22 protein-coding genes are annotated in these 26451 nt (G+C 63.5%); 19 read left to right on the top strand and 3 right to left on the bottom strand.

From position 1 onward, the window contains the following. The first annotated feature begins 39 nt into the window (after positions 1–39). Entirely contained in the window at positions 40–1656 is a 1617-nt protein-coding gene (locus tag GNZ13_RS29700) for a FadD3 family acyl-CoA ligase (protein WP_172171240.1), read from the top strand. Here GNZ13_RS29700 and GNZ13_RS29695 read toward each other — a convergent pair. After that, positions 1653–3089, bottom strand: coding sequence for a cytochrome-c peroxidase (locus GNZ13_RS29695; protein WP_172171238.1), 1437 nt, complete (start codon positions 3087–3089; stop codon positions 1653–1655). The two genes, GNZ13_RS29700 and GNZ13_RS29695, sit on opposite strands and share 4 nt — an antisense overlap. Positions 3090–3217: 128 nt before the next feature. Then, positions 3218–4903, bottom strand: coding sequence for a phospholipase C (locus tag GNZ13_RS29690; RefSeq protein WP_172171236.1), 1686 nt, complete (start codon positions 4901–4903; stop codon positions 3218–3220). Positions 4904–5294: 391 nt separating this feature from the next. Between GNZ13_RS29690 and GNZ13_RS29685 the strand changes: the two genes are divergently transcribed. The 18 genes from GNZ13_RS29685 to GNZ13_RS29600 all read left to right on the top strand — a co-directional run bounded on the left by GNZ13_RS29685 (position 5295) and on the right by GNZ13_RS29600 (position 25587). Next, positions 5295–6191, top strand: a complete 897-nt coding sequence (locus GNZ13_RS29685) for a VOC family protein (protein ID WP_172171234.1) — start codon at positions 5295–5297, stop codon at positions 6189–6191. Positions 6192–6255: 64 nt separating this feature from the next. Next, positions 6256–7140: a CoA transferase subunit A gene (locus tag GNZ13_RS29680; protein ID WP_172171232.1), complete on the top strand. Its 885-nt coding sequence runs from the start codon at positions 6256–6258 to the stop codon at positions 7138–7140. A gap of 10 nt (positions 7141–7150) precedes the next feature. After that, a complete protein-coding gene (locus tag GNZ13_RS29675; RefSeq protein ID WP_172171230.1) occupies positions 7151–7948 on the top strand; it encodes a CoA-transferase subunit beta in 798 nt (265 codons plus the stop codon). Between the two features lie 8 nt (positions 7949–7956). Beyond that, positions 7957–8850, top strand: coding sequence for an enoyl-CoA hydratase (locus GNZ13_RS29670; RefSeq protein ID WP_172171228.1), 894 nt, complete (start codon positions 7957–7959; stop codon positions 8848–8850). Then, a complete protein-coding gene (locus GNZ13_RS29665; protein ID WP_172171226.1) occupies positions 8847–9929 on the top strand; it encodes an NAD(P)H-dependent flavin oxidoreductase in 1083 nt (360 codons plus the stop codon). Before GNZ13_RS29670 ends, GNZ13_RS29665 begins: the two co-directional genes overlap by 4 nt. A gap of 113 nt (positions 9930–10042) precedes the next feature. After that, complete coding sequence (locus GNZ13_RS29660) at positions 10043–10861, top strand: enoyl-CoA hydratase family protein (RefSeq protein WP_172171224.1); 819 nt, start codon at positions 10043–10045, stop codon at positions 10859–10861. Beyond that, positions 10858–12039 carry an acyl-CoA dehydrogenase family protein gene (locus GNZ13_RS29655; RefSeq protein WP_172171222.1) on the top strand — a complete coding sequence of 394 codons (1182 nt, stop codon included), beginning with the start codon at positions 10858–10860 and terminating at the stop codon, positions 12037–12039. Before GNZ13_RS29660 ends, GNZ13_RS29655 begins: the two co-directional genes overlap by 4 nt. A 72-nt stretch (positions 12040–12111) precedes the next feature. After that, the gene (locus GNZ13_RS29650) at positions 12112–13176 is read left to right on the top strand and encodes an acyl-CoA dehydrogenase family protein (protein WP_172171220.1); all 1065 of its coding nucleotides are present in this window, start codon (positions 12112–12114) and stop codon (positions 13174–13176) included. Then, a complete protein-coding gene (locus GNZ13_RS29645; protein ID WP_172171218.1) occupies positions 13173–14324 on the top strand; it encodes an acetyl-CoA C-acetyltransferase in 1152 nt (383 codons plus the stop codon). The genes GNZ13_RS29650 and GNZ13_RS29645 overlap by 4 nt, the downstream gene beginning before the upstream one ends. A gap of 44 nt (positions 14325–14368) precedes the next feature. Next, entirely contained in the window at positions 14369–15244 is an 876-nt protein-coding gene (locus GNZ13_RS29640; RefSeq protein ID WP_172171216.1) for an SDR family oxidoreductase, read from the top strand. Between the two features lie 4 nt (positions 15245–15248). Further along, the gene (locus GNZ13_RS29635) at positions 15249–16649 is read left to right on the top strand and encodes an acyl-CoA dehydrogenase family protein (protein WP_172171214.1); all 1401 of its coding nucleotides are present in this window, start codon (positions 15249–15251) and stop codon (positions 16647–16649) included. Beyond that, positions 16649–17845 (top strand): acyl-CoA dehydrogenase family protein, encoded by a 1197-nt coding sequence (locus GNZ13_RS29630; RefSeq protein ID WP_172171212.1) that lies wholly within the window; start codon positions 16649–16651, stop codon positions 17843–17845. The genes GNZ13_RS29635 and GNZ13_RS29630 overlap by 1 nt, the downstream gene beginning before the upstream one ends. Continuing rightward, positions 17842–18645 carry an SDR family oxidoreductase gene (locus GNZ13_RS29625; RefSeq protein WP_172171210.1) on the top strand — a complete coding sequence of 268 codons (804 nt, stop codon included), beginning with the start codon at positions 17842–17844 and terminating at the stop codon, positions 18643–18645. Before GNZ13_RS29630 ends, GNZ13_RS29625 begins: the two co-directional genes overlap by 4 nt. 11 nt (positions 18646–18656) lie before the next feature. Further along, a complete protein-coding gene (locus tag GNZ13_RS29620; RefSeq protein ID WP_172171208.1) occupies positions 18657–19151 on the top strand; it encodes a MaoC family dehydratase in 495 nt (164 codons plus the stop codon). A gap of 49 nt (positions 19152–19200) precedes the next feature. Continuing rightward, the gene (locus GNZ13_RS29615) at positions 19201–20406 is read left to right on the top strand and encodes an acetyl-CoA C-acyltransferase (RefSeq protein WP_172171206.1); all 1206 of its coding nucleotides are present in this window, start codon (positions 19201–19203) and stop codon (positions 20404–20406) included. 344 nt (positions 20407–20750) lie between these two features. Next, positions 20751–21761 (top strand): YCF48-related protein, encoded by a 1011-nt coding sequence (locus tag GNZ13_RS29610; protein WP_172171204.1) that lies wholly within the window; start codon positions 20751–20753, stop codon positions 21759–21761. A 97-nt stretch (positions 21762–21858) separates the two neighbouring features. After that, complete coding sequence (locus tag GNZ13_RS29605; protein ID WP_172171202.1) at positions 21859–24354, top strand: efflux RND transporter permease subunit; 2496 nt, start codon at positions 21859–21861, stop codon at positions 24352–24354. 156 nt (positions 24355–24510) lie between these two features. Next, complete coding sequence (locus tag GNZ13_RS29600; RefSeq protein WP_172171200.1) at positions 24511–25587, top strand: Rieske 2Fe-2S domain-containing protein; 1077 nt, start codon at positions 24511–24513, stop codon at positions 25585–25587. 87 nt (positions 25588–25674) lie between these two features. Here the strand turns inward: GNZ13_RS29600 and GNZ13_RS29595 are convergent. Further along, positions 25675–26451, bottom strand: a 777-nt coding sequence (locus GNZ13_RS29595) for a tyrosine-protein phosphatase (RefSeq protein ID WP_328807320.1), incomplete at its 5' end; no start/stop codon positions are given.

The raw sequence follows: 26451 nt of genomic DNA, 5'->3' as shown, positions 1-26451 counted from the left end.
GTGTTGCGCTTGCCGCGAACCCCATCCATCGAATTCACCATGACGCTCAACCACATCCTGACGACGCCCGCTCTGATCGCGCGCGGCGCCGCGCGCTACGGCACGCGCATCGCGATCGAAACAGCCGGGAGCAACCTGAGCTATGCGCAACTGGACGCTGCGCGGATCGAAGCGGCGCGTGCGCTGATGAGCTGCGGCATCCAGCCGGGCGAGCGTGTCGCGATCTGGGCGCCGAACATCGCGGAATGGATCGTGGCGGCGCTCGCGATTCACAGCGCGGGAGCAGCGTTGGTGCCGATCAATACCCGCATGAAGGGCCTGGAAGCCGCGGCGATTCTCGAGGACAGCGGCGCGCGGCTGCTGTTCTGCTGCGGCACCTTCCTCGGCGATTCGTATCCGGCCATGCTGGCGGCGCACCGTCCTGTGACGCTTGAACGAGTAGTGGTGTTCGACGGCCCTGCGGCGGAAGCGAGCGGCGGCTGCGACGAAACCTGGGACGCGTTTCTGCTGCGCGCGGCCGGCACCTCGATGGACGCGTTTCGCGCCCGCGAGGCGGCGGTGCGTCCCGACACGTTGATGGACATCATGTTCACGTCCGGCACGACGGGCCGCCCGAAGGGCGTGATGACCACGCACGGCCAGAACCTGCGCGCGATTCACGATTGGGCGCAGATCGCGACGCTGCGCGAAAGCGACCGCTATCTGATCGTCAATCCGTTCTTTCATGCGTTCGGCTACAAGGCCGGCTGGCTCGCGGCGTTCGCGGGCGGTGCAACCGTGTTGCCGCATCTGGTGTTCAACCCGGAGCGCGTGCTCGAACGCATCGTGCGTGATCGCGTGTCCGTATTGCCGGGGCCGCCGACGCTGTATCACGCGTTGCTCGATATGCCGGATCTGGCCACGCGCGATCTGTCGTCATTGCGGGTCGCGGTGACGGGTGCTGCCGCGATCGCACCGAGTCTCATCGAAAGGATGCGCGCGCAACTAGGTTTCGAAACCGTGCTGACGGGCTACGGCCTCACTGAATCATGCGGTTTTGCCGCGCTGTGCCGCAGTGGCGACGACGCCGAGACCGTCGCTCACACGTCGGGCCGTGCGATGCCCGGCGTGGAAATTCGTATTGCTGACACTAGCGGCGATGCGGTTGCCATCGGCGAAACAGGGGAAGTCCTGATTCGCGGCTACAACGTGATGCAGGGCTATTTCGGCCAGCAGGACGCCACCTTCGAGACGATCGACGATGAAGGCTGGCTGCACACCGGCGACCTCGGCACGCTCGACGAACGCGGCTATTTGCGCATCACCGACCGCATCAAGGACATGTTCATCGTCGGCGGCTTCAACTGCTATCCGGCTGAGATCGAGCGGCTGTTCAGCGCCCATCCGGCGGTGGCCCAAGTCGCGCTGGTCGGCGTTCCCGACGAACGGCTCGGCGAGGTAGGGCATGCGTATGTGGTGCTGCGTTCGGGCGAGCACGCGAGCCCGGAAGAGCTGACCGACTGGGCCCGCAAGAACATGGCGAACTACAAGGTGCCGCGGCATCTCACGCTGGTCGATCAGTTGCCGGTCAGCGCGGCAGGCAAGGTGCTCAAATACCGCTTGCGCGAAGCAGTCAAAAGTGGCGTCGAAAACCACCAAACCACCCCTGCAAGCTAGCGCGCGCTGACCTGGTATCCGTCATTCAACGTCTTCAGAAACGCAATGATGTCGCGAATATCCGCGTCAGTCATCGCCGGCTTGTCGCCGAATTTCCGGTCGAAGGGAGCGTCCTTGTCGTCGATGTTCGCGTGAAACTGCATCGGCAGATCATCGTACTTCTGAATCTTTCCATCCGCGCCGCGCGGATAGAACTTTTGTGGAGCGGTATTGCGTTCGTTGTAGAACGCCATGACATCCTCAAGCGAGGTATAGACGCCATTGTGGAAAAATACCTTGCGCGTCGATGCGTTCCGCAGCGTCGGCGTGAGGAACATCCCGCAATATTGCGTCTGGTCTTTCAGGTCCGTACGGAAAGGACCGCAAATGCCCATGTCGAAGAAGCCATGGTCTTTGTTGGCCGCAAGATGGGTGTTCCGGGGCACGCCGAGCGCTTCGTACTGGTAGTCGGTGAACATCGGCGGCAGGCCGTCAGAGCCCGGCTTTGAAAGGTGGCAACCTGCACAGTTCGCCTTGTCCGGGTCGTTGAACAGACGCAGTCCATGCAATTCCGCCTGACTGAGCCGAGCTTTGCCTTCCAGCCAGTAGTCGTACTTGCTGGTGTACGGATGGAACGACTGCTCTTCCACCTGATAACGCGCTACTGCAAACATCGCTTCGGACATCGCAAGCGTTGTGTTTTCGAACACATGCCCCCCAAAAAGCTGGATGAAGTCGTTCCTGTACGGCGTGCGCTCGAGCTTCGCCATGACATCCGCCATGCTTGCGTTCGCCATCTCGACCGGATTGAGCATTGGACCGGATGCTTGTGCCTGCAGCGTATCCGCGCGGCCGTCCCAGAACATCCCGCCCTGCGGAACCATCGCAGGCGTTGCGGGTGCGACGCCCGCGTTCTTTTGCGCCCGCGCGACGCCGGCAGCCTGACTCGCCACCTGCGCTAGATCGGGCGCGTTGTCCGCATCGCCAGCATCTGGACCGATACTGAAATTCGGCTGCCGGTAGAGGTACATGAGCGACGGCGGCGGCCGGTAGCCTTGCTGCGACAAAGATGGGCCGCCTAACTGGACAGCCAGATTATTGGCCGGAGCATATGCATGCTCCGGGCTGTGGCATGACGCGCATGACTGGCGCCCCGAGGCGGAAAGCGTCGGGTCGAAGAATATCTTCTTCCCAAGCTGCGCCACTGCACTCAACCGAGCCGGTGCTACAGGACGCTGAAGCTCGATAGGATTGGGGTTCGCGCCTGTGAGGTTTTCGACAATCGCGCCCACTGCTGCAGGCACACGTGACGGATACAGCAGTGCCCAGCCGCAAAGGCCGACGGCGATCAGAAGCGCTGCGGCGACAACCCAAGGAAGCGTGCGTCGGGCGCTGAACCGGGATTGGCTCTGAATAGGACTTGTTTCAGTTGGGCGAGCTGAGGAGGCGGGCATAGGGGGCAACGACAAGGCAATCTGAAAACAAAAAATGTTGCCAACCCCAAAGGGCTGGCAACACCGAAGTCATGTTCCTGATATTCCGCTTAGCATCGGCACCCAGGCGCCGATGCGACTTGCGGAATTTAGATGGCAGGTACCGAAGGGACTACCGAGCCCAGATTCGGGTCAACGAACACAGTCGGGTTGTTGCCGCTGCCGCTGAAGTTGAACAGGCCCATGATACTGCCGGCCGTTGCGTCGAAAGAACCGCCGCCGATGCGTTGGCTGCCGAGCCAGTTGTCTTCGATAAAGCGAACCACCGATGCTTGACTAATCGGCGTATGGTCAACGTAATTGACCTTCGCCCACGGCGAAATCACGAGGAACGGGATACGGGTACCCGGGCCGCATCGACCATTGACCGCAGCGCCGCTCACGCCGACCGGAGCCGTTCCCGAGCCGCACTTGCCGGCACCATTCAGTTGATCCGCCTGAGCGTCGAACGACGAGGTCGTCGTATTCGCAAAGGCATGGTCGTACCAGCCGTCCGAATCGTCCCACGCGACGATGACCGCGGTGCTCTTCCAGTCAGGCTGTTGCTGCAGGAAGTTGACCACCTTGGCCGTGAACGCCTGTTCGTCGAGCGGGTCGGAGTAGCCCGCATGGCCGTCCTGGAACGCCGGGGCCTTGATGAAGCTCACAGACGGATAGTTGCCTGCCTTCACTGCAGCAAAGAAATCGTCAGAGTCGTACTGGTGATTCGCCGGGTCGGCCGTCTTGCCATCGGCTTCAAGCGTGAAGCCGATGGCAGCCGTCGCGCTCGGGCGCAAGTGCTGCGCGTTTGCCGTCGACGCGTAGTACTGGAACCAGTTGTGGTGCGGGATGTAATCGGTCGTCGCCTGACCGACTGCCGGGGTCACCGTGCTGCGCTTGCAGCCGGTCGTACCGTTGCTGTTGGTCGTCGACAGGTTGAAACCGCCCATGAAGCCGCCCCACGTGATGCTCTTGGCGTTGAGCAGGTCGCCGATGTTCTTGCCGGACATCAGAATCTGGTCTGTCGCGCTGGAGCACAGGTCGTTCGCCGGGTCGGCGTCATTGATCAGGGTGATACCACCTTGACCATCGTTGACGTAATAGGAGTGGGAGGCCGTCGTCAGATTGAACGGCTGCTGGCTGGTCTTGACCAGTTGCACGCCGTTATTCTGGCCGGAAATAACTTCCAGCGCGCCCGGTGTCGACGGGCCAAACGTGTCCGTATATGCGTTATCGCTCATCGCGAAGTGCTGCGCCCAGTTCCACATTGCCGTCACGGTGTTGCCGTCGAAGTAGCCCATGACCTGGCCAGTCGTACCGAAGGCGCCTGCGCCGCCGCTCGAACCCTTACCCGTGTACTTCGGGAACAAATCCGCAGCACCGTTGTTATACGCCTGCTGTTCGGCTGTATAGGCATGGTTCTGGTCGGACGTCGCGGCCTGCGTGCGGTCCAGCCGGAACGGATTCGCAGCGCCCGTGCCGTTCAGTGTGTTGATGAAGTTCGGATTGTTGGTCAGCAGCGTGCCGCTCAGACCGTTCACCGTCGGCGTGCCTGCAGCAGCCGTGAACGCCGGTTCACCCGACGGGTTCGTCGCGTTCGGGTAGGTCCCGAAGTAGTGGTCGAACGAGACGTTCTCGTTATAAATCACAACCACGTGCTTGATGGGCGTTGCCGTCGTCAATTGATTCTGTACTGTCACGGGGGCAGGCGAACTCACATTGTTACCACCGCACGCATACAGCGAGACGGCTAAAGCGATGCCTGATACGCCAAACAGGAAAGCGCGGGAACGCATAGGTGTTAACTCCGGATGTCGTTTTGCTAGTTGTTTTCCGTCCGCTGTTTCATTGCGAAATGAGCGGGCGCGTGGGGACCGTTTCACAAACCCACGGGCATTTGAACATCGGACCATTACCAAGGAATGGCGCTTTGCTTACCTGGGTATTACGCAATGAGGGTGTCAAAAGGATAATGAAAGAATTGGTTGCGGGCCGACGCAACCGGGGGCGTGTTGACGATCAGCAGATCCAGATAAAGGCGGCAGCGAGAGCCACGAATGATGAGAAGTACTCAGAGAGCCTGTCATAACGGGTGGCTGTCAACCCGCTAGTCCCAACAGACGATGTTAGCCGCCCCCCGGACCGCCAGAATAAGCCTGACAACAACAGCTTCTGGAGGAGTCGGAGATGATCGATGTGCGGGCTTTAGGCTACGTCGTCGTGCAGTCGGCGGATGTCGACACATGGCGCGGCTATACGGAAAACGTGCTGGGCATGCAGGCGCAGGACGCAACGAATGGCGCGCTGTACGTGAAGATGGACGAGCGCGATTTCCGCTACCTGATCGTACCCGGCGACGCCGATCGCTACTTCGCCTCGGGTTGGGAGTTGGCCGATGCAGCCGCGTTCGACGACGCGATCCGCACCCTAGAGCGGGCCGGCGTGGAACCGGTCCGCGCCAGCGCGCAGGAAGCCGCGCTGCGCCGCGTGCAGGCGATGGTGTGGTGCACCGATCCGTCCGGCAACCGGCATGAGTTCTTCTGGGGCGTGCGCGCCGACTTCCGGCGCTTCGCTTCGCCGCTCGGCGTACCCGGTTTCGTCACCGGCGCGATGGGTCTCGGCCATGCCGTCCTGCCCGCACCGCAATTCGACGCGACCGATGCATTCCTGCTCGACGTGCTCGGCTTCGAACTCTCCGACATCTTCCGTGTGCGCTTCACCGACGATCCCGCTGAACCCGAGAAGCGCATCCATTTTCTGCATTGCAAGAACGCGCGTCATCACAGCCTCGCGATCATGGACCTCGCCGTGCCGTCCGGCTGCATCCACGTGATGGCCGAAGTGGACTCGATGGACGAAGTGGGCCGCGCGCTCGACCGGGTCGCAGCGCTCGGTGTGAAGCTCTCCGCGACGCTCGGCCGTCATTGCAACGACCACATGATCTCGTTCTACATGAAAACGCCGGGCGGCTTCGATCTGGAGTACGGCTATGGCGGCCTGACGGTCGACTGGGCGCAGCACAGCGTCTACGAGGCGACCCGCGTGAGTCTGTGGGGCCACGACTTCAGCGTCGGATTCCGCTAGGCCGTAATTAGTAGGCCGGTAGCAAACATGCAGCAAGCACGCAGCAAACACGCAGGAATAACGCATGAAACCACTTGATAAAGCACTCAGCGCGCGCGATGCCGTCGCGCAACTCGCCGACGGCATGACGATCGGCATCGGCGGCTGGGGTCCCCGCCGCAAGCCGATGGCACTGGTACGCGAGATTGTCCGCTCGAATCTGAAGGACCTTACCGTGGTCGCGTATGGCGGCCCTGACGTTGGGCTGCTGTGCGCGGCGGGCAAAGTCCGCAAGCTGGTGTTCGGCTTCGTGTCGCTCGATGTGATTCCGCTCGAACCGCATTTTCGCCGGGCACGCGAACAGGGCGCGCTCGACGTGTGGGAACTCGACGAAGGCCTGCTGCAACTCGGCCTGCGCGCAGCGGCGGCACGTCTGCCGTTTCTGCCGACCCGCGTGGGTCTCGGCACCGATCTGCTGAAACACGCGCCGCATCTGCGCACCGTGCAATCACCCTATGGCGGCGAGACGCTGCTGGCGATGCCGGCGCTCGAACTCGACGCCGCGCTGCTGCACGTGAACGCCGCGGACAGGATGGGCAATACCCGCATCGACGGTCCGGATCCTTTCTTCGACGCGTGGTTCGCACGCGCTGCGAAGAAGTGCTTCGTGAGCAGCGAGACGCTGGTCGAAACGCTGGCCAGCGACGACCTGGATCTCGCGCGCCGCAACACCTTCGAGCGATCGCTCGTGAGCGGCGTGGTGCACGCACCGTGCGGTGCGCATCCCACCTCGTGTGCGCCTGCTTACGGCTGGGATCTGCCGCATCTGAAGACGTATTGCGCGAGCGCGGAAGATCCGCAACAAACCGCGGCTTACCTGAGTGACGTAGTAGGCGCCGACGAACCGGGCTATCTGCAACGCGCAGGCGGCCGGTCCCATGTAGCGGCGTTGCCGTTGCCGATTCTGTAATGGAGCGCACATGAGCGACTCTCTTGATTATTCCCTCGCCGAATTGATGATCGCCGCGGCGGCGCGCGTCTGGCGTGATGACGGCGAAGTGCTGGCAACCGGCATCGGTACGGGGCCACGCCTCGCGGCGGGTCTTGCGCGCCTCGCCTACAACGCGGGTCTGATGCTCACCGATGGTGAAGCCTATCTCGTCGAAAGCCCCGTGCCGTTCGGGCCGCGTGAAACGGGCTATCGCGTGCAGGCGTCCGGCTTGATGACCTATGAGCGCGTGTTCGACTGTGTGTGGCATGGCAGGCGTCACGCGTTGGTAATGCCCACGCAGATCGACCGCTTCGGCCAGGCCAACATCTCCTGGCTCGGCGACGACTATGCGCGTCCGAAAACGCAATTGCTCGGCGCGCGCGGTTTTCCGGGCAACAGCATCAATCACGCAAATTCGTTTTTTGTCTCCGGCCATGGCAAGCGTACCTTCGTTGCCGGTGAAGTCGACATGGTGTGCAGCGTGGGCTACAACCCGGCGCGCGAAATCCCCGGCATGCGCGCGTTCACCGATCTGCGCAGCGTGATTACCGATCTGTGCGTGATGGACTTTGGCGGTGCGAATCATGTGGTCCAGGTGCGCACGCTGCATCCTGGCGTGAGCTTCGACGAAGTGCAGGACGCGACCGGGTTCGAGTTGCGCGCGCATCCCGACATGCACGTGACGCCGCCGCCGGGCACCGACGATCTGCGCATCGTGCGTGCGCTTGATCCGCACAACCTGCGTGCGAGCGTCGTGCGCAACAACCCCGCGCCGCGCCGCGTGTGAGGGACATCATGCAAGCAACCCACGAAAGCGTCGTCGAGTATCGCGTGAGCGAGGGCATCGCCACGCTCACGATGAATCGCCCCGAGTATCACAACGCGCAGAACTCGAAGATGACGTACGCGCTCGACGCCGCGTTCAAGCGCGCGTCGAACGACGATGCGGTGAAGGTCATCGTCCTCGCCGGCACGGGCAAGCATTTTTCAGCGGGCCACGATATCGGCACGCCGGGCCGCGACATCGACCAGTCGTTCGAGCGCACCTCGCTCTGGTACGACCATGTCGGCAAAGAAGGCGGCGAGTTTCTCTACGCCCGCGAACAGGAGGTCTATCTCGGCATGTGCCGCCGCTGGCGCGATCTGCCCAAGCCGACCATCGCGATGGTGCAGGGCGCGTGCGTGGCGGGCGGCCTGATGCTGGCGTGGGTGTGCGATCTGATCGTCGCCTCGGACGACGCGTTCTTCTCCGATCCGGTGGTGCGCATGGGCATTCCAGGCGTCGAGTATTTCGCGCATGCGTATGAACTGAACCCGCGCATCGCCAAGGAGTTTCTGTTTCTCGGCGAACGGATGGACGCGGAGCGTGCGTATCAGATGGGCATGGTCAATCGCGTCGTGCCGCGCGAGCGCTTGCAGGATGCCACGACGGAAATCGCCGCGAAGATCGCGCGCATGCCGCGCCTCGGGTTGACGCTGACCAAGCAGGCCGTGAATCACGTTGAAGAGCTGCAAGGCAAACGCGCCGCGATGGACGCGGCGTTTGCATGGCACCACTTCGCGCATGCGCACAACGAACTGGTGAGCGGTGACAAGCTGGGTGGTTACGACGCCCGCAAGATGGCCGAGTCGCAACGGCCCGTTGCCGCCGCGCATGAAAACGGAAAGGCCGACGGAGAAGCCGCATGAGCGCGACGCTGTATACGCCATTGTGCGATCTGCTCGGCTGCCGCTATCCGATCGTGCAGACGGCCATGGGTTGGGTCGCCGATGCCAGGCTCGTCGCCGCGACGTGTAATGCGGGCGGCTTCGGCTTTCTGGCTGGCGCGACGCTCGAGGCCGACCGCGTGGAAGCGGAAATCCTGCGCGTGAAGGAACTGACGGACAAACCGTTCGGCATCAATTTCCACATGTTCCAGCCGAACGCGGCACAGGTGGTCGATCTGGCGATCAAGCACCGGCTGCGTGCAGTGAGCTACGGCCGCGGACCTGACGCGAAGACGATCCGCCGCTTCAAGGATGCCGGCGTGATGTGCATCCCCACCGTGGGCGCGCCGAAACACGCGGCCAAAGCGGTTGAACTGGGCGCCGATGCGGTCACGGTGCAAGGCGCGGAGGGCGGTGGCCATACCGGTTCGATGCCGACTACGCTGCTGCTGCCTAAAGTACTCGATGCCGTGAACGTGCCGGTGATCGCGGCGGGCGGTTTCTTCGACGGACGCGGTCTCGCGGCGGCGCTAGGCTACGGCGCGGCAGGCATAGCGATGGGCACGCGTTTTCTGATGGCTGAAGAGTCGCCGGTGCCGCGCTCAACGCTCGCGCGCTACGTGGAGGTCAACGACCCTTCGCAAATCCGCGTGTCCGCCGCGCTAGATGGCCTGCCGCAGCGCATGATCGACAACCCTTATTTGCTGCGCCTCGAAGCATTCGGCCCATTGCGCCGCACGCTCTTCGCGTTGCACACGGCTGAAGCGTGGCGCCGCCAGAGTGGCATGAGTCTGAGCCAGATGGCCGCGCTCGGCTTCAAGGCACTGCGCGATCACAGCTACACCGCGAGCCAGACGTTGATGGCGGCGAACGCGCCGTTTCTGATCCAGCGCGCCATCGTCGACGGTAAGCCGGACGAGGGCGTATTGCCGAGCGGCCAGGTCGCCGCGGTGATCGGCGCGATCGAGCCGTGCGAGACCTTGATCGCACGCATCGTCGACGAAGCCGTGGCACGGCTCGACGCACTGGCGGCAATGCGCGGCGCGCCGGTTCACGCGTGAATCAACCCATGACGACACACGCGCTCCAACGTATGCGCCACAGCACGAGGCCGCGTGTGACCCAGCGCGTGACCTCATAAAACAAATCCACATCATTCACCAGGGACGGAGACATGACAGAACCCATCAATAGCGTCCGGTCGCTGCCGTTCAGGATTGAACGCGAAGGCGGCATCGGAGAACTGGTGATCGACCAGCCGCCGGTCAATGCGCTCGATGCACGCGGCTGGCAAGCGTTGGCCGACGCAATCGACGCGCTCGGCCGCGACGACAGCGTGCACGTGATCGTGCTGCGCGGCGCCGGGCGCGGTTTTTGCGCGGGCGTCGATATCAAGGAACTGGCGGCGCATCCCGAACGGATCGTCGCGGTCAACGCCGGCAATTACGCGACCTTTCGCGCGGTGCATCGCAACCCGAAACCGGTGATCGTCGCGGTACATGGTTTCGTGCTGGGCGGCGGCATCGGCATCTGCGGCGCGGCGGACGTGATCGTCGCGTCCGATTGCGCGCGTTTCGGCGTGCCCGAGATCGACCGGGGCGCGATGGGCGGCGGCGCGCATCTGCAGCGTATGTTCGGCGTGCAGAAAGTGCGCGCCATGTATTTCACGGGCGACATGGTCGACGCCGCTGAAGCCTACCGGCTCGGCGCGGTCGAACGCGTGGTGCCGCGCGAACAACTGCGCGAGGCCGCGTTCGAGATCGCCCGCAAGATCGCCACGAAGAGCCCGGCGATGCTGCAACTCGCGAAAGAAGCACTGAACGGCGTCGAAGACGGTGACCTCGAAGACAAATACCGCTGGGAGCAGGGCTTCACATTGCAGGCGTATATGACGAACGATTCGGCGGAAGCACGCTCGGCCTTCGTCGAAAAACGCGACGCGCAGTTCAATGGCGCCAATGATGCCGAACGCCAGGCCGGAGCGCGCGCATGAAGCTCGACTACACGCCGGCGCAACGCGCGTTTCGCGCCGAGATCCGCAGCTGGCTCGCGGTCCACGTGCCGTGCGAACCGCTGCCGAGCTTCGATACCGAAGCGGGTTTCGCCGCGCATCGGGAATGGGAGCGCACGCTGCATTCGGGCCGCTGGAGCATGGTGACGTGGCCACGCGAACTGGGTGGGCGCGGTTGCGATCTGATCGAGTGGCTGATCTTCGAAGAAGAATACTGGCGCGCCGATGCACCGATGCGCGTGAATCAGAACGGCATCTTCCTGCTCGGCCCGACCTTGATGGACTTCGGCACGGACAAGCAAAAGGCGCGCTTTCTGCCGGCGATGGCGGCGGGCGAACACGTATGGGCGCAAGGATGGTCCGAGCCCAACGCAGGCTCCGACATGGCGGCGATCCGCACGAGCGCCATCCGCACCGATGAAGGCAAGGGCGGCGAATACATCCTGAACGGCCAGAAGATATGGTCGACCCGCGCGGTGTGGGCCGACTGGCTGTTCGGCCTGTTTCGCAGCGATCCGCAATCCACCCGCCATCACGGCCTGACCTTCCTGATGGTGCCGCTGTCGACCCCGGGCATCACGGTGCGGCCGATCCGGCAGTTGAACGGCCACACCGGTTTTGCCGAGATTTTTTTCGACGACGTGCGCGTGCCGGTCGAGAACCGTCTCGCCGGCGAAGGCATGGGCTGGCAGGTCGCCATGGCAACCGCCGGGTTCGAACGCGGCCTGATGCTGCGCTCGCCCGCGCGCTTTCAACGCACCGCCGAAGCGTTGCGCGCGCTCTATCTGGCGCACCGCGAACAGGCCGACCGCGATCCGACCTTGCGCGACCGGGTGATTGGCGCGTGGATGGATGCGCAGGCCTACGCGCTCTCCACTTACGCGACCGCGAGCCGTTTGCAGAAGGGCGGCCACATCGGAGCGGAGTCGAGTACCAACAAGGTGTTCTGGTCCGAACTCGATCTGCGCATGCATCAAACCGCACTCGATATTCTCGGCGCGCGCGCCGAGGTCGTGCCGCAAACGCACGAGCAACACGCGGCGCTCGGCACCTGGCTCGATGGCTTCCTGTTCGCGCAGGCCGGGCCGATCTATGCGGGCACCAACGAGATTCAACGCAACATCGTCGCGGAACGGATGCTGGGAATGCCGCGCTCGTGATGCCGGTGCTGCAAGCGGCATGCAACCCGCTGCAGCCCGCATTCAGACGCTTAAAGGATTGAGCGAGGAACTATGGATTTCGTATTCAACGAAGATCAGGAAGCGTTGGCAAACAGCGTCAAGCGCTTTCTGATGACGGAGATGACGCCGGAGTTGATCCGCGAGTTGTGGGCCACGCCCACAGGCCGCTCGGAGCGCATGTGGGACATGTTTGCCTCACAAGGGCTGACGGCGGTGTCGGTGCCGGAAAGTCACGACGGCATGGGGCTCGGTGACGTGGAGTGGGCGCTGCTCGCGCAGACTTATGGCTATTTCGCGGGACCGGAGCCGCTACTCGATACGGCGCTCGTGGCCGTCGGCATGCTGGAAGGTTTGCCCACCAGCGCGCAACGCGACGCGGTGCTGCGCGATATCGCGGCGGGTACAGCGCGCGTGGCGGTTGCGCATCCGGTGAATCCGTATGTTAGCGATGCGCACGTCGCGCGGGTTCTGTTATGCGAGCGGGACGGCGAGTTGCATTGGCTTACGCCCGGCGCTTGCAGATTGAGTGCGGTGGAGAGCATCGACCCGTCGCGTCGGCTGTTCGAACTCGATTGGCAAGCGTCGGCGGATACGCGTATCGCGCGCCGTGAGCAAGCCGCACCGCTCCTCGCAAAAGCACTGGACCAGGGCGCGTTGGCGGTCGCCGCGCAATTGCTCGGCCTCACGCAACGCGTGCTCGATGTCGCGATCGATTACAGCGCGCAACGCAAGCAGTTCGGCAAACCGATCGGCTCGTATCAGGCGCTCAAGCATCTGCTCGCCGACGTCGCCATCCGTTATGAGTTCGCGCGGCCGGTGGTGTATCGGGCCGCCTGTGCGATCGCGGACAACGACCCGAACCGCGCGTTATATGTCTCACACGCCAAGCTTGCCGCTACCGCGGCCGCGCAACTGGCCGCGCGTCACGCGATGCAGGTTCATGGCGCAATCGGCTACACGTGGGAACTCGACTTGCAGATCTTCATGAAACGCATCTGGGCGCTCTCGGGCAGCTGGGGCGACACGACATTTCACAAGGCCCGCGTCGCGGATGCGCTGCTCGAAGCGCGCACACCGATCGGACCGGCCCGTACTTTCGAACTGGAATCGCAATGAAACAGGCTTATATCGTCGATGCGTTGCGCACGCCGACCGGCCGCCGCAAAGGCGGACTCGCGCAGGTGCATGCCGCGGATCTCGGCGGCTTCGTGCTGAAGGAACTGGTCGCCCGTAACGGCGTTCCCGCCGATGAGTATGACGACGTGGTGTTCGGCTGCGTCGATACGATCGGTCCGCTGGCGGGCAATATCGCGCGCACCTGCTGGCTTGCCGCGGGCTTGCCATTGACGGTGCCCGGCGTGACGGTGGACCGGCAATGCGGCTCGTCGCAGCAGGCCGTGCATTTCGCCGCGCAGGCCGTGATGAGCGGCACGCAGGATGTGGTGGTCGCGGGCGGCGTGCAGACCATGACGCAGATTCCGATTTCGTCGGCGATGACGGCGGCTGAGCCGTTCGGATTCACCGATCCGTTCTCGGGCAGCATCGGCTGGCGCGCGCGGTTCGGCGATGCGCCGGTCTCGCAGTTTCATGCCGTGCAGCGGATCGCGGATCACTGGAACCTGTCGCGCGAAACGATGGAGCAGTACGCGCTGGAGAGTCATCGGCGCGCGTTGGCAGCAATCGAAGGCGGTTACTTTGCGCGCGAGATCGTGCCGTTCGCTGGCGTCGTTCATGACGAGACGCCGCGCAAGGACACCACGCTCGCCAAGATGGCTTCGCTCGAACCACTGATGCCCGGCGGTGCGCTAACGGCGGCTGTCTCGAGCCAGACCTGCGATGCGGCAGCGGCGCTGCTGATCGTCTCCGAAGAGGCGCTCAAGCGTTACGGTCTCACGCCTCGCGCCCGTATCCATCACCTGAGCGTGCTCGGCGACGATCCGCTGTGGATGCTCACCGCGCCGATTCCCGCGACACGTCACGCATTGAAGAAGGCCGGCCTCGCTCTCGCCGACATCGACGTGGTGGAGTTGAACGAAGCATTTGCCTCGGTGGCGCTCGCGTGGCTGGCCGAAACCAGTTACCCGCACGAGAAGACCAATCCGAACGGTGGCGCAATCGCGCTCGGCCATCCGCTCGGCGCAACCGGCGCGCGGCTGATGACGAGCCTCCTGCACGAGCTTGAACGCACGCAAGGCCGCTACGGCTTGCAAACGATGTGCGAGGGCGGCGGCCTTGCCAACGTCACGATCATCGAGCGCCTGTAAGCGCATCACTGTTGAAGACTGAAGAGCACTTGAACGAGGTAGGCATGGGAATCTGCAACGAGCGCACCGTGATCATTACCGGCGCGGGTGGAGGATTGGGCCGCGAGTACGCGCTGGCGTTTGCCGCCGACGGTGCTGCGGTAGTGGTCAACGATATTCGTCAGGAGGCCGCACAAGCCGTCTGCGACGAGATCGTGCGAGCCGGCGGCCGGGCACTTGCGAATGCCGACGACATCACGCGTATCGACACCGCGCAACGCATCATCGACGCCACGCACGAAGCCTTCGGCGAGATTCATGTGCTGGTGAACAACGCGGGCATCTGCCGCGACCGGATGTTCACCAGCATGACCGAAAGCGATTGGGACGACGTGATGCGCGTGCATCTGCGGGGGCATTTCTGTCTGTCGCAGCTGCTGGCACGCGAGTGGCGCGATGCGTCGAAGGCGGGGCGCGAGGTGGATGCGCGCATCGTCAACACCAGTTCGGGGGCGGGTCTGCAAGGGTCGATCGGCCAGGCGAACTATGGCGCGGCCAAAGCGGCAATCGCTGCCTTGACGTTGATGCAGGCCGCGGAGTTGCAACGTTATGGTGTACGGGTGAACGCGTTGGCGCCGGCGGCGCGCACGTCGATGACCGAAGGCGTGTTCTCCGAAATGATGAAAAAGCCCGCCGACGGCTTCGATTACTTCGATCCGGCCAACGTGGCGCCGCTGGTCGTCTGGCTAGGCAGCGTGCAATCGCGTGACGTGACCGGTCAGGTGTTCGAAGCGGCGGGCGGCATGATCGCGGTCGCCGAAGGCTGGCGCACGGGGCCGCGCATCGACATCGGCGCACGCTGGCAAGTCACTGCACTGGGTGGGGCGGTGGCGGCGCTGGTTGCAGAACGTGAGCCGGCGCAGCAGGTCTACGGAAGCTGATGCGATGAATCTCGCTCTCTCCGAAGAACAGACCATGATTCGCGATTCGGCGGCCGAGGTGCTGGCGGAGCGCAGCGCGTCGGCGGCTGTGCGGCAGGCGATCGAACACACTGCGGGCCGCGACGATGTCCTGTGGCGCACGCTCGCAGGCGATCTCGGCTGGTGCGCGCTGACCGTGCCGGAAGCCGCGGGCGGTGCGGGCCTGGGCGCGTTGGAACTGGTGTTGCTGATGGAGCAGATGGGGCGGCGCCTCGCCTGCGTGCCTTACTTCAGCACGGTGTGCCTAGCGGTGACGGCGCTGGCGCAGTGCGAATCGGCGGCAGCTCGTGAATGGCTCTCGCGGATAGCTAACGGCGAGGTGAGTGCGACGCTCGCGTCGCACGCCGCGGCCGGCTTCGATGCGAGGGCGGCTTCTGTGGTCGCTGCGGGTAGCGTCAATGGGCGCGCGGCTTTGGCGTACGCTGCGGGCGGCGTCGATGGGCGCGCGGCTTCTGCGTACGCTGCGCCCGGCTTTGACGCACGTACGGTTGCGGTTTGCGCGGAAGAGACAGATCACGGCTACCGTCTGTCAGGCACGTTGGCACAGGTTGTCGACGGTGCGAGCGCCGATTTGGTGCTGGTGTCCGCTTTGATCGCGAACGAAGCGCAATCCATCGCGCTGTTCGAATTGAACTGCGCTGATCTTGCCGGTCTCGTGCGCACGCCGCTTGTCACGCTGGATGCGACGCGTCCGCTGGCACGTATCGAACTGAATGCGGTCGATGTGCCGCGTCGCGCGATGCTGGCGTGGGGCAGCGAGGCGCAACGTGCGCTGTCTGGCACAGCATGGTTTGCAGCGTTGGCGCTGGCCGCGGAACAACTCGGCGGTGCGCAGCAATGCCTCGACCTCACGCTTGCCTATACGGCAGAGCGCGTGCAATTCGGCCGTGCGATCGCGTCGTTTCAGGCGGTCAAACATCGTTGCGCGCAGATGATGGTCGAAATCGAGGCGGCCCGTTCGGCCGTGCTCGGTGCGGCGCAGGCGTGGGATCAGGCGCGGGATCAGGTGTCGGCTCAAGTGCGGACTCAGGTGCCTGACCAAATGCGCAATCAGGCAGGCGCTTCGTTACCACCGGACGTGCTTGCCGATATCGCCACAGCAAAAGCCACTGCCAACGACGCGTTCCGCTTCTGCGTCCAGGAATCGATCCAGTTGCACGGCGGCGTCGGCTTCACATGGGAATACGACCCGCAACTGTATTTCAAACGCGCGCAGGCTTGCAGCGCGCAATTCGGCACGACCGCGCAGATGCTGTCGTTTATCGCGGCGCAGGTGATCGATCGTAACGAGGCTTCGGGCGCAGCGTTGCCCTTGCCGCTTGCGCATGCCGACCACGTGCAAGCCGTCCTCGCGGGAGTGCTCTGATGAACAGCGAAACGCAACAGCAACGCTTGCGTGTGGAAGTCGCCGACTGGATGAGCACGCATCTGCGCGGCGAGTTCGCCTGCCTGCAATACCGTGGCGGTCCCGGCGACGAAGAAGCTTATCCGGCGCTGCGCAAGAAATGGGAACGCGAGCTGGCAAGCGGCGGCTGGACTGGCCTCGGCTGGCCGAAAGAGCAAGGCGGCCGTGCAATGTCCGTCGCCGAACAGGTGGTTTTTCACGAGGAATACGCCCGCGCCGGCGGTCCAGGACGCATGGGTCATATCGGCGAGGGTTTGCTCGGGCCGACCCTGATCGCATGCGGCACCGAAGACCAATGTAAGCGTTTTCTGCCCGGCATCCTGAACGGTACGCAGTTCTGGTGCCAAGGCTATTCGGAACCGGGCGCAGGGTCAGATCTCGCGAATGTCCGGACGCGTGCAGTCCGCGATGAAAACGGCAATTGGCGCGTGCATGGCCAGAAAGTCTGGACCTCGCTCGCGCACGATTCCGACTGGATCTTTGTGATCGCGCGCACCGATCCGGAGTCGCGCGGCAATCGCGGACTGTCGTTCCTGTTGATGCCGCTCGACCAACCCGGCATCGAGATTCGTCCGATCAAGCAATTGAACGGCGGCGCGGAATTCAACGAAGTGTTCTTCGACGGCGCACTCGCCGCCGCGGAAGACCTGGTCGGCACCCCCGGCGACGGCTGGCGCATTGCGATGACGCTGCTCGGCTTCGAGCGCGGCATGTCCACGCTCGGTCAGCAGATGCAGTTCATTCGCGAACTCGAATGGGTGGTCGACGCGGCGCATGAAGCGGGTGTCGCTAATGATCCGCCGATTCGTCAACGGATCGCGCGAGCGTGGGCCGGTTTGCGCGTGATGCGTTACAACGCGCTGCGCATGCTGGCAGGCGCCGGTGCCGACGGAAGCAGTGGCGCATTGAGCCGTGAAGCGCTGATCTACAAATACTACTGGTCGAACTGGCATCGCGAGCTAGGCCAACTGGCGATGGATGTGCTTGGCCTCGACGCCAATCTGATCGACAGCGCCGACGCAAAACGCACCCGCCTGCAGGGCGTGTTCCTTTTCTCCCGCGCCGACACGATCTACGCGGGGACCAACGAAATTCAGCTGAACATCATGGCCGAGCGCGGGCTCGGCATGCCGAGAGAACCCCGAGGAACCCTATGAACGAATCCCAAACGGTGCGGAGCGCGCCTGCCTATGTGCCGGGCCATCAACTGCTGGCGTGCAAATCCGTGTTGATCACGGCGGCCGCCGGTGCGGGCATCGGCTTCGCCGCCGCCAAACGCTGCGCCGAAGAGGGCTGCCGCGCGCTCTTCATCTCCGACATCCACGAGAAGCGCCTCGCGCAGGCGGTCGAGACCTTGCGCGCCGAAACCGGTTTGCAGGCGATCTACGGGCGCCTGTGCAACGTCTCGGTGGAAGACGAGGTGCGTGCGCTGGTGGCGGATGCCGAAGACCGGCTGCAAGGCGTCGACGTGCTGATCAATAACGCCGGGCTCGGCGGTGCGCGTCGCATCGTCGAAATGGACGATGCCGAATGGTCGCGGGTGATCGACATTAGCCTCACCGGCACCTTCCGCATGACGCGGGCGATGTTGCCGCACATGCAGCAGCGGGGCCGTGGCGTGATCGTGAATAACGCGTCCGTGCTCGGCTGGCGTGCGCAGGCGGAACAGGCGCATTACGCGGCGGCGAAGGCTGGTGTGATGGCGTTGACGCGCTGCGCCGCGCTCGAAGCCGCGCCGTACGGCGTGCGCATCAACGCGGTGGCGCCGAGTATTGCGTTGCACGATTTTCTGAAGAAGTCGGCTTCGGCCGATCTGCTCGATCAACTGGCGTCGCGTGAAGCATTTGGACGCGCCGCCGAAGTGTGGGAGGTGGCGAACGTGATGGTCTTTCTGGCAAGCGACTACGCGTCGTATATGACCGGCGAAGTGCTGTCGGTCAGCAGTCAGCACGCGTGATGGACAGCGTCATGACTGAAGTGCCGGCTGAAGTGCGTGGCAACCCGCTGCCGGCTCGCGTGTTCGCTCATCCGGACGAACTGGTTGCGGCGGTCGGCGAACGGCTCGGCGAAAGTGCGTGGCTGCAGGTCGAGCAGGCGCGCATCGCGCTGTTCGCGGACGCCACACTCGATCATCAATGGGTTCATGTCGATGCTGAACGCGCGCGGCTGGGACCGTTCGGCGGATGCATCGCTCATGGTTTCCTGACCCTCTCGCTCGTCAATTTCTTTCTGCCGCAGATCGTCCGCATCGATGGCGCGCGGCTCGGCGTCAATTACGGCTGTGACAGGATCCGCTTCCCGGCGCCGGTGCGAGCCGGCGCACGCATTCGCGGCGTCGGCCAGTTGCTGCGCGCCGAAGCGATTGAAGGCGGCGTGCAGGCCTGGATTCGCGTGACCGTGGAAATCGACGGTGAGACTAAACCCGGTTGCGTGGCCGACACCATCAGCCGCTACTACCTGTAGTAACCCGAAGCAACCCGAAGAAAGCTGTAGAACCCGTAGAGGAAATCTCATGAACGAAGCGGTCATCGTCTCGGTTGCGCGCACACCGATCGGCAAGGCATTTCGCGGCGTGTTCAACGACACCGAAGCGCCCGCACTCGGCGGCCACGTGGTGCGAGCCGCTCTCGAGCGCGCGCAACTCGACCCCGCCGATATCGACGACGTGCTGATGGGCTGTGCCGCGCAGCAGGGCACCCAGGGCTACAACATCGGCCGGCTCTCAGCGGCTGCGGCGGGTTTGCCGGCTTCGGTGCCGGGCATGGCGATGGACCGGATGTGCTCGTCGGGCTTGATGACGATCGCGACAGCCGCGCAGAACATCCTGTGCGGCGACGCGCGGATCGTGGTGGCGGGCGGTGTGGAGTCGATCACGCTGACGCAGAACAAGCACAAGAATGCGTACCGGGCGCGTTCGGAAGCGGTGCTCGCGCATCAACCGGCTGCGTACATGGCGATGATCGAAACGGCGGAAATCGTCTCGCGCCGTTATGGCATTTCGCGCGAGGCGCAGGACGAATACGCGCTGACGAGTCAGCAGCGCACTGCCGCGGCGCAGGCGGCGGGCCGCTTCGACGAAGAGATCGTGCCGTTCGATGCGCAACGCGCGCTGTTCGACAAGGAGGGCAAGCCGACCGGCAGCGAAAGCGTGCGAGCCACACGCGACGAATGCAATCACGCGGATACCAGCGCGGCAAGTCTGGCGGCGCTGAAGCCAGTCTGGAGCGGCGGCGAAGCGGTTGCGCAGGGCGAGTTCATCACGGCCGGCAATGCGTCGCAATTGTCCGACGGTGCGGCGGCGGTAGTCGTGATGAGCGCTGCCGAGGCAAAGCAGCGCGGTTTGAAGCCGCTCGGCATCTACCGCGGCATGGCGGTGGCGGGCTGCGAAGCTGACGAAATGGGCATCGGTCCGGCGCTCGCGGTGCCGAAACTGCTGGCGCGTCATCGGTTGACGGTGAACGACATCGGCCTGTGGGAGATGAACGAGGCATTCGCGTGCCAGGTTATCTACTGCCGCGATCAACTGCATATTCCGGCGGATCGTCTGAACGTGAACGGCGGCGCGATCTCGGTCGGCCATCCGTTCGGCATGTCCGGCACCCGCATGACGATGCACGGGTTGCTCGAGGCGCGGCGGCGCGGCGTGCGCTATGTCGTGGTGACGATGTGCGTCGGCGGCGGGATGGGCGCCGCGGCACTCTTCGAAACAGCGGCGTAGACCGCGCTCGGAGCTTTGCATGGGACCAGAGTAAGTGCTTTGCATGGGACCAGAGTAAGTGCTTTGCATGGGGCTAGAGTAAGCGCTTTGCATGGGGCTAGAGTAAGCGCTAAAGCGCCAACTCTAGCCGACAGCTAAAGCGCCAACTCTAGCCGACAGCTAAAGCGCCAACTCTAGCCGACAGCTAAAGCGCCAACTCTAGCCGACAGCTAAAGCGCCAACTCTAGCCGACAGCTAAAGCGCCAACTCTAGTCGACAGCTAAAGCGCCAACAGCTTTGCATGGGATCGGAGTAAGCGCTAAAGCGCCAACTCCGATCGACATCTGGTCGACAGGAGACAAAAAATGAAATCGACACTACCTGGCTTGCTGCTCTCGGCGGCCGTGCTGGGCGCGGCGCTGTTTGCGTTTTCGCCTCGCCCGGTGCCGGCTTTCGCGGCCACCACTATTCAGGCCGATCGCCTGCAGATCAACGGACTCGCCAGAGCCGGCACGCGCCTCGTCGCGGTGGGCGAGCGCGGCGTCATTCTCCTGAGCGACGATGCGGGCGCGTCCTGGCGGCGAGCCGCGATGGCATCCGACGAGGCATCCGCGCTCACCCAGGTGTTCTTCATCTCGCCGCGTATCGGCATCGCGGTGGGGCATGACGGCTGGATCGTGCGCACTGTCGATGGCGGCGCGCACTGGAGCGAAGTGCGCTTCGAGCGCAAGCATTCGGACCCGCTGCTGTCCGTGTGGGGCAATGCGAACGGATCGGTATTCGCCAGCGGCAGCTTCGGCCAGCTGTTCGTCTCGCACGACGCTGGCGTCACCTGGACCCAACAGAAAACACCCGCCGACGATCGCCACCTGAATGCGATTGCCGGCGATGCGAGCGGCCGTTTGATGATTGCCGGCGAAACCGGCACGCTGCTGCGCTCAACCGACAACGGCGCGACCTGGGAGAAGCGGCCCGTGCCCTATCAGGGCTCGCTATTCGGCGTGCTGAAGCTGGCTGACGGCGACTGGCTCGCATACGGCATGCGCGGCAACGTGCTGCGCAGCACCGATCAGGGCGACACGTGGACACATATCGATAGCCGTGTCGGCACCTCGTACTTCGGCGCAGTGGAGCTCGCCGATGGAGAACTGGTGCTGGTCGGCCAGGGCGGCGCGATTGTCACCTCGCGCGATAACGGGCAGAGCTTCACGGTGCGCAAAGTGGGCGGCGTGCAGAGCCTCGCGACCGTGGTCGACGCCGGGCATGGCGAGCTTGCGCTTGGCGGAGAAGCGGGTGTGGCGTTGCTGCCGGTTTCGCCGGCGGTCCGGCCACCGCTTGCGTCACCGCTTGCGTCGCCCAGCGCGTCACCCTCCTGAACTCGCGGCTTCGTTCGCCGACATTCCATAGCGCGCTCGCCGGCCACCGATTCGCCACGCCCGCCGCGCTCCCCGTTGCCTTGCCGTGAGACGCATCATGAACGCATCGTCCCGTCCTTCTTCGTCCCACCTTTCACGTCTTGTCGAGCGTTGCGCCGACGCCATCATGCGGCACCGGCGCATCCTGCTGACGCTGTGCCTCGCGGTAACGGTCGCGCTGGGTTGTTCCGCGACGCGCCTGCGGCTCGATCCCGGGTTCAATAAGATGATCCCGATGCAGCACCCGTATATGCAGGTGTTCAACCGTTATGCGAGCGCCTTTCCGGGCGCGAACACGATCCTCGTGAGTCTGCGTTGGAAGGGCCACGGCGACATCTACAACCCGGCGTTCATGGACGATCTGCGTCACGCGACCGATGACGTGTTCTTCATTCCCGGCGTGAACCGCTCGCGCGTGTTCTCGCTGTTCACGCCGAACGTGCGTTATACGGAAGTCACCGAGGCGGGCTTTCGCGGCGACGTGGTCGTGCCCGGGCAGTTCAGCAGCACGAATCCTGACGACCTCGCCAAAGTGCGCCGCAACGTGGCGCGTTCTGGCCAAATTGGCAGGCTGGTCGGCAACGATCTGCATTCCGCGCTGATTCGCGCCGAATTACGCGAGACCGATCCCGTCACCGGCAAGCATCTGGATTACGGTGCGGTGGCGCGGCAACTCGAACAGATCCGCGCGCGCTATTCGAACCAGGATGTCGAGGTCGACATCATCGGCTTTGCGAAACTCGTGGGGGATGTGGAGGCGGGGATCAGTGGCGTGATCGGCTTTTTCGCGCTCGCGTTTCTGATAACCGCTGCATTGCTGTTTGCGTACACGCGTTCGGCGAAGACCACGGTGCTCGCGCTGTTCGTCGCGTTGCTGCCGGTGGTGTGGCTGCTCGGCGCGTTGCCGATCCTCGGCCTCGGCATCGATCCGATGTCGATCCTCGTCCCGTTCCTGATTTTCTCGATCGGCGTCTCGCATGCCGTGCAGATGACCAATGCGTGGAAGCAGGCGCTGGTCGCCGGCATGTCCTCGACCGATGCGGCACGGGACGCGTTTCGCAAATTGTTCGTACCTGGCACGGTTGCGCTGCTCACGAATGCCCTCGGTTTCATGGTGATCATGCGCATCCAGATCGAGATTGTGCGTGAGCTGGGTGTCACGGCGTGCCTCGGCGTGCTGCTGATGATCGTCACCAACAAGGTGTTTCTGCCGATCCTGTTGTCGTACACGCGGCTGGAAGCGGGCACCCTGGCGCGTGCACAAAGCCGTGCGGCGCAAGGCGGCAGCCGCTTGTGGACGCGCTTCGCGATGTTCGCGCGGCCTGCACCGGCGCTCGGCGTGTTCGTGATCGCGCTGCTGTTGCTGGCGTTCGGCGCGAAGGAGTCGCGCAATCTGCAGATCGGCGACATCGGCGCCGGCGCGCCCGAGTTGCGCAGTACTTCACGCTACAACCTCGACAACGCGCGAATCACGAGTCAGTACAACATCGGCGTCGATGCGCTCGCGGTGATCGTCGAGACGACTGGCTTCGACGATGCCTGTCTGCACTATCCGGTGATGAGCGCGATCGAGCGCTTCGAGATGGAGATGCGCGGCGTGGCGGGCGTGCAGTCGGTGGTGAGTGTGCCTTCGCTCGCGAAGATTTCGATTGCTGCCTTCAACGAAGGCAATCCGCGTTGGGGCGCACTGCCGCGTTCGAGCGATGGTCTCACGCAGGGCGCGAGCGCGTTCGATCCGGACAACGGCATGAACACCGAGAACTGCCAGGCGATTCAGGTGTTGATCTACACGACCGATCACGAGGGCAAGACGATCGCGCATATCGTCGATGAAATCAAACGGTTGGCGGCGGAACATCACACGCCGAATATTGCCTTCCGGCTCGCGGGCGGCAACGTCGGCGTGATGGCGGCAACCAACGAAGCGGTCGGCGAGGCCGAGGTGGCGATGCTGCTGTCGATTTTTGGCGCGATCGCGTTGCTGTGCTTCGTGACCTTCCGTTCGTGGCGCGCGGTCTTGTGCATCGTCGTGCCGCTGACGGTGGTGTCGATTTTGTGCAACGCGGTGATGGCGTGGCTCGGCATCGGCCTGAAGGTCGCCACGCTGCCGGTGATTACGCTAGGCGTAGGGGTGGGCGTCGATTACGGCATCTACCTGTATGAACGGTTGCAGCATGAAGTGCGCGGAGGCGCCACGTTGCCCGATGCGTTCGCGGCGGCGATGCGTCAACGCGGCACCGCGGCTCTGTTTACCGCGGTGACGATGTTCATCGGCGTGGGGACGTGGGCGTTTTCCGCGCTCAAGTTCCAGGTGGATATGGGCGTTCTGCTTGCCTTCATGTTCCTCGTCAATCTGTTCGGCGCGGTGTTTCTGTTGCCGGCGCTGGCGGCATGGCTTGGGGTGGAGCGGGCAGAACGGCGAGCAGGCGCCCGGGTTGGCGCGCCGAATGCGGCGAATGCGACGATAGCGCCGGATAGCCCCTTGCGCGGTGCTACATCGGCTCCCGGCGAAGTCGAGCCGGCTGCGCTCGAGCATGGCAATCCGGGGCGCTAACGGGTAGCTGAAGTCCCTAGTCCGTCGGGACGATGAAGGCGGTGGGCTCCACGTCTATCGTCAGGCGTGAGCGCGAAAGTCTGTGCGCGCTCCGCAAGAACACTGATGACGGCGGCTATTCAGAAGCGCCGTCTTTTCCATTGGAGGAGATAAGAGATGTCCGCACGTCCCTACAGAATTGAAGCGCAGCCGCTGGTGCAGCGATTTGCACGCGGTTGGCATTGTCTTGGTCTTGCCAGCGACTACAAGGATGGCAAGCCGCACACGCTGAACATTTTCGGCCAACGTCTTGCCGCGTTCATGGATTCGCAGGGGCGCGTGAATGTGGTCGACGGCTACTGCCCGCACATGGGCGGAGATCTCAGCACCGGCCGCGTTGATGGCGACACGCTGGTGTGTCCGTTTCACGGCTGGCAGTGGGACGGCGAGGGCAACTGCCAGTCGATTCCGTACTGCAAGCGGATTCCGCCGAAGGCAAAAATCGGCACATGGCAGACTTGCGAACAGAACCAGTTGCTGTTCATCTGGCACGACCCCGAAGGTAATCCGCCGGGTGAAGACGTAGCGATTCCTCGTATCGATGCATGTTTTTCCGACGAATGGTCCGATTGGGTCGTGGATCTGATGGTGATCGGGACCAACTGCCGCGAGTTGGTCGACAACATCTCCGATATGGCGCACTTTGCAACGGTGCATGGCGCGCCAGTCGATTACTTCGCGAATCTGTTCGAAGAACATAAAGCGACGCAACTGCTGGTTGGCCGCAGCGAACGTCTCGGCGACGACGAACTGATCGCGCTGTCCACTTACTTTGGCCCGGCGTATCACATCACCGAGATGACGGGGCAGAGTGGCGGTCATCCGATTCATTCGATTCTTCTGAACTGCCATGTGCCGATCGACATGAACAGTTTCGAGTTGCGTTATGGCGTGATGGTGAAGAAGGTCCCGGGCTTATCGGACGAACAGAACATGGAGATTGCGCGCGCTTATTCGAAGCAGGCGCAGGCCGCGTTCTATGAAGACGTGGTGATCTGGGACAGCAAGACGCGCATCGACAATCCGTTGTTGTGCGAGGGCGATGGTCCGTTGTACCAGATGCGCGACTGGTATTCGCAGTTTTATCTCGATGCAGCGGATGTACGGCCTTCGAGTACGGCGAGGAAGGTGGTGGAGATCAAGGTGCGCGAGGGCGGGGCGCCGCCGCCTTTGCGGCATGTATTCGAGGGGTGATGAAACCTGGCAGGGGCGGTGCATGCCCTGCCTTCCGACTGCTGATCAGCCCCACGTTTTTTCGGAGCGTGGGGTTTTTTTGCGGCATCAGCGATTCGTCGCGACGGACGGCGCCGCCTTCAGATAGTTCTCGCGAATCTTCTCCGTATTCACGTGGAGCACGTCCACGAGGTAGTGCTGCATGCCGCCGTATTGCTGATCGATGACCTCCATCGCCGCGCCGATATAGTCTGGATCGACGGCCAGCAGTGGGGCCAGCACTTCGGGCGCGACGCCGATCTTTTGCAACTGCGCGGTTGCTTGCGCGTTGCCAGCCGCGTTATAGCGGTTCGATTCCAGGTAATTGGCAATCACGGTTGCGCGATCGACGCCTAGCGCGGATAACAGCAGGACGGTGGCGAATCCTGTGCGGTCCTTGCCTGCGGTGCAGTGATAGAGGATGGTTTTGTTTTCTTCTGCGAGCTTTAGAAAGCGGCCGAATTGTGGTTGATAGTCGCTGGGAAATTGCTTGTATAGCGAGACCATGAATTGATGCATCTGCGCCGGCGTGGAGCGCTTGAGCATTGGAATGATCGCTTCGGGCGAGAGGTTTCCCGCTAGCACCGGATCGGCTTGCCAGGGGAATTGGGCGGCGAAGGCCTGTTCGGCGGGTTTCTTTTCGCTTTCGGCGCGGAAGTCGAGGACGACGTCCAGGTGCATTGCCTTGAGTTTGGCGATGTCGGCCGGCGTGGCGAAGGCTGGGTTGCCGCTCCGGTAGAGGCGGCCGGGCTGGATTTGCCGGCCATCTGTGGTTGTTAGGCCCGCCAGGTCGCGGGTGTTCTGGATTTTTTCCATCTGGATGTAGGGGGCGGGTCCGCCTTGGGG

Source organism: Paraburkholderia elongata (genome assembly GCF_013177735.1).
In the GTDB taxonomy this organism is placed as follows: Bacteria; Pseudomonadota; Gammaproteobacteria; order Burkholderiales; family Burkholderiaceae; genus Paraburkholderia; species Paraburkholderia elongata.
The sequence above is the reverse complement of the archived record's forward strand: the minus strand, read 5'-3'. Positions and strand labels throughout refer to the sequence as shown.

Excerpts from the sequence above, each read along its gene's own strand:
- GNZ13_RS29700 (WP_172171240.1), top strand. The coding sequence starts at position 40 with ATGACGCTCAACCACATCCTGACGACGCCCGCTCTGATCGCGCGCGGC.
- GNZ13_RS29695 (WP_172171238.1), bottom strand. The coding sequence starts at position 3,089 with ATGCCCGCCTCCTCAGCTCGCCCAACTGAAACAAGTCCTATTCAGAGC.
- GNZ13_RS29690 (WP_172171236.1), bottom strand. The coding sequence starts at position 4,903 with ATGCGTTCCCGCGCTTTCCTGTTTGGCGTATCAGGCATCGCTTTAGCC.
- GNZ13_RS29685 (WP_172171234.1), top strand. The coding sequence starts at position 5,295 with ATGATCGATGTGCGGGCTTTAGGCTACGTCGTCGTGCAGTCGGCGGAT.
- GNZ13_RS29680 (WP_172171232.1), top strand. The coding sequence starts at position 6,256 with ATGAAACCACTTGATAAAGCACTCAGCGCGCGCGATGCCGTCGCGCAA.
- GNZ13_RS29675 (WP_172171230.1), top strand. The coding sequence starts at position 7,151 with ATGAGCGACTCTCTTGATTATTCCCTCGCCGAATTGATGATCGCCGCG.
- GNZ13_RS29670 (WP_172171228.1), top strand. The coding sequence starts at position 7,957 with ATGCAAGCAACCCACGAAAGCGTCGTCGAGTATCGCGTGAGCGAGGGC.
- GNZ13_RS29665 (WP_172171226.1), top strand. The coding sequence starts at position 8,847 with ATGAGCGCGACGCTGTATACGCCATTGTGCGATCTGCTCGGCTGCCGC.
- GNZ13_RS29660 (WP_172171224.1), top strand. The coding sequence starts at position 10,043 with ATGACAGAACCCATCAATAGCGTCCGGTCGCTGCCGTTCAGGATTGAA.
- GNZ13_RS29655 (WP_172171222.1), top strand. The coding sequence starts at position 10,858 with ATGAAGCTCGACTACACGCCGGCGCAACGCGCGTTTCGCGCCGAGATC.
- GNZ13_RS29650 (WP_172171220.1), top strand. The coding sequence starts at position 12,112 with ATGGATTTCGTATTCAACGAAGATCAGGAAGCGTTGGCAAACAGCGTC.
- GNZ13_RS29645 (WP_172171218.1), top strand. The coding sequence starts at position 13,173 with ATGAAACAGGCTTATATCGTCGATGCGTTGCGCACGCCGACCGGCCGC.
- GNZ13_RS29640 (WP_172171216.1), top strand. The coding sequence starts at position 14,369 with ATGGGAATCTGCAACGAGCGCACCGTGATCATTACCGGCGCGGGTGGA.
- GNZ13_RS29635 (WP_172171214.1), top strand. The coding sequence starts at position 15,249 with ATGAATCTCGCTCTCTCCGAAGAACAGACCATGATTCGCGATTCGGCG.
- GNZ13_RS29630 (WP_172171212.1), top strand. The coding sequence starts at position 16,649 with ATGAACAGCGAAACGCAACAGCAACGCTTGCGTGTGGAAGTCGCCGAC.
- GNZ13_RS29625 (WP_172171210.1), top strand. The coding sequence starts at position 17,842 with ATGAACGAATCCCAAACGGTGCGGAGCGCGCCTGCCTATGTGCCGGGC.
- GNZ13_RS29620 (WP_172171208.1), top strand. The coding sequence starts at position 18,657 with ATGACTGAAGTGCCGGCTGAAGTGCGTGGCAACCCGCTGCCGGCTCGC.
- GNZ13_RS29615 (WP_172171206.1), top strand. The coding sequence starts at position 19,201 with ATGAACGAAGCGGTCATCGTCTCGGTTGCGCGCACACCGATCGGCAAG.
- GNZ13_RS29610 (WP_172171204.1), top strand. The coding sequence starts at position 20,751 with ATGAAATCGACACTACCTGGCTTGCTGCTCTCGGCGGCCGTGCTGGGC.
- GNZ13_RS29605 (WP_172171202.1), top strand. The coding sequence starts at position 21,859 with ATGAACGCATCGTCCCGTCCTTCTTCGTCCCACCTTTCACGTCTTGTC.
- GNZ13_RS29600 (WP_172171200.1), top strand. The coding sequence starts at position 24,511 with ATGTCCGCACGTCCCTACAGAATTGAAGCGCAGCCGCTGGTGCAGCGA.